This window comes from Acinetobacter sp., from assembly GCF_049284435.1.
In the GTDB taxonomy this organism is placed as follows: domain Bacteria; phylum Pseudomonadota; class Gammaproteobacteria; order Pseudomonadales; family Moraxellaceae; genus Acinetobacter.
On record NZ_JBAPXX010000120.1, the window covers coordinates 1 to 1,978 of the forward strand.

Annotated in this window: 3 protein-coding genes and 2 pseudogenes; 1 reads left to right on the plus strand and 4 read right to left on the minus strand. The window is 37.3% G+C overall.

All coding sequences use genetic code 11. The annotated features are described in order from the left end of the window. Both WAK81_RS10615 and WAK81_RS10620 read right to left on the minus strand, forming a co-directional pair. A pseudogene (locus WAK81_RS10615) lies at window positions 1-202 on the minus strand (sensor domain-containing diguanylate cyclase); the annotation flags it as partial. 239 nt (window positions 203-441) lie between these two features. Continuing rightward, complete coding sequence (locus WAK81_RS10620) at window positions 442-789, minus strand: transposase (RefSeq protein ID WP_422196781.1); 348 nt, start codon at window positions 787-789, stop codon at window positions 442-444. 267 nt (window positions 790-1,056) lie between these two features. Here WAK81_RS10620 and WAK81_RS10625 point away from each other — a divergent pair, with 267 nt between their 5' ends. After that, entirely contained in the window at window positions 1,057-1,308 is a 252-nt protein-coding gene (locus tag WAK81_RS10625) for a TIGR03643 family protein (protein WP_422196782.1), read from the plus strand. A gap of 10 nt (window positions 1,309-1,318) precedes the next feature. Here the strand turns inward: WAK81_RS10625 and WAK81_RS10630 are convergent, their stop codons facing one another. Both WAK81_RS10630 and WAK81_RS10635 read right to left on the minus strand, forming a co-directional pair. Next, window positions 1,319-1,504 carry a DUF2256 domain-containing protein gene (locus WAK81_RS10630; protein ID WP_422196780.1) on the minus strand — a complete coding sequence of 62 codons (186 nt, stop codon included), beginning with the start codon at window positions 1,502-1,504 and terminating at the stop codon, window positions 1,319-1,321. Continuing rightward, window positions 1,467-1,978 (minus strand): annotated as a pseudogene (locus tag WAK81_RS10635) (hypothetical protein); the annotation flags it as partial. The gene WAK81_RS10630 and the pseudogene WAK81_RS10635, both read right to left, overlap by 38 nt.

Genomic DNA, 1,978 nt, shown 5'->3' on the forward strand with positions numbered 1-1,978 from the left:
CCATATGAGAGCAGAAAGAATCTGCCCATTTAAATACGTGTCCGGATTTAATATCATAACCATGATCTTCGCTTTGCAGTACAATCCAGTCTTTGCCTTCTACCCGAGTGATCATCCATAAATCAAATCCAAAGCGTTTATGGAGAAATTGTAAAATAGCTTGGCCTGCTTCTTCAAAGTTTTTAAAGTTTATAGCATTCATCTAATCAACCTATGATCGTGATTCGAAATTAATTTATTTATATGATTTAATTTGAAATATTATATAATCCATATTCAAAATAAAATCGTAGACATAAGCGGATGAAGTACATTGATCACGTTAAAAAGTTCATCTTTAATATACCGTAAACTTAAAAAAATATTAATAGCCCTACAAAAATATATATAGATATAAGAGAACTTGATTATTTATTTTCTATAATAAATCTCTTTCATGAATTACTTTTTGATCAGTTCTATATTATAAATTCCAGCAATTAAATTAAATCTCAAACCGAGGATTTTATTTCTATTTCGATAACATTCAGCAAGGATTTTGAAGGTTTTCAGGCTGCCAAATACATGTTCAATGCCTATTCTGCTTTTATTAATTCCTTGATTATAAATTTTTAGGTCAGGATCCAATTTACAGCGTTTTTGGCTTTTAACGGCAATAGACTGTTGGAATAAAAGTATAAATTCCCTGATAGCCTTTATTCGCCAATTTTTATAGAATTCCTTGTAGTTATCAAAAGCCAGACTATAGCTGAGGCCGGACTGCTTTGTAAGCGCTCCAAAACACCCGATATCGTTTTAGTTGAGTGCCGTTCATAGAATAATAGTTAAAAAGATCTGCAAAGTGTTATATGTGGGCTACACGTGGATAGCATGGAATAAAAAAAATACAGAGCAGCCCAAAAAATCACAAATTCTTCATGTTCCTTTTTATAAGATGACATCAGTCAGTTTGACCTGATCAGGAAATATGGATAGATATTCGTTTGAACTCAATCAATCAACTTTCTATATTTTTAAACAAATTAAAGGAATAAGGGACATATTGTGCGTAGTGTAATTGAATATGTAGGAGCGGATCTGTCACGGATTATTGAAATGGCTTGGGAGGATAGAACACCTTTTGAAGCAATTCAGCGTGAGTTTGGTTTGAATGAATCTGCAGTGATTCGCTTAATGCGTCAGAACATGAAACCAAGTAGTTTTAAATTATGGCGTGAACGAGTGGCAGGGCGTAAAACTAAACATTTGCAGCTGCGTTCACCTGATGTGATTCGGGCCTATTGTTCGCGGCAGTACAAACGTTTCTAGCCGCTTCACTCTATGATAGGCACTGTTTGGCTTGACGTTTGCATCTTTCGGAACAATATCTGACCTCATCCCAGCAGCGTTGCCATTTCTTACGCCAGCTAAAGGGACGTAGGCAGTGAGCACAGGTTTTTTCCGGTAAATGTTGTTTTTTCATGCTGCTATAACTCATTAACCTGACTGAGTAACTGTTGGGCATGTACAATGATCTGATCTTTGTCCTGCAGTTTATCCAGCTGTCGATAAATCATGCCCATGCGTGGATTAGAGCGGAAGATTTCCTCATGCCTGATCATGAAATACCAATACAGGCTGTTAAAAGGACAACTATCAGCTTCAGTCCTTGTTTTAACATTGTAAGGACAGTGCTTACAGTAATTGGACATTTTTTGAATGTAATTTCCAGAAGCCGCATAGGGCTTACTCGCCAGTAAACCGCCATCAGCATGCATCACCATGCCCAGGGTGTTTGGAAGTTCCACCCATTCATAAGCATCAGCATAGACTGCCAGATACCATTCACTGATCTGCTGAGGATCCACACCGCTTAACAGGGCAAAGTTACCGGTAATCATCAGACGCTGGATATGATGGGCATAGGCATGTTCAAAAGTATTGCGAAAGCATTCTGCCATGCAGGTCATTTGAGTTCGACCTGTCCAGTAAAATTGTG

Excerpts from the sequence above, each read along its gene's own strand:
- WAK81_RS10630 (WP_422196780.1), bottom strand. The coding sequence starts at position 1,504 with ATGCCCAACAGTTACTCAGTCAGGTTAATGAGTTATAGCAGCATGAAA.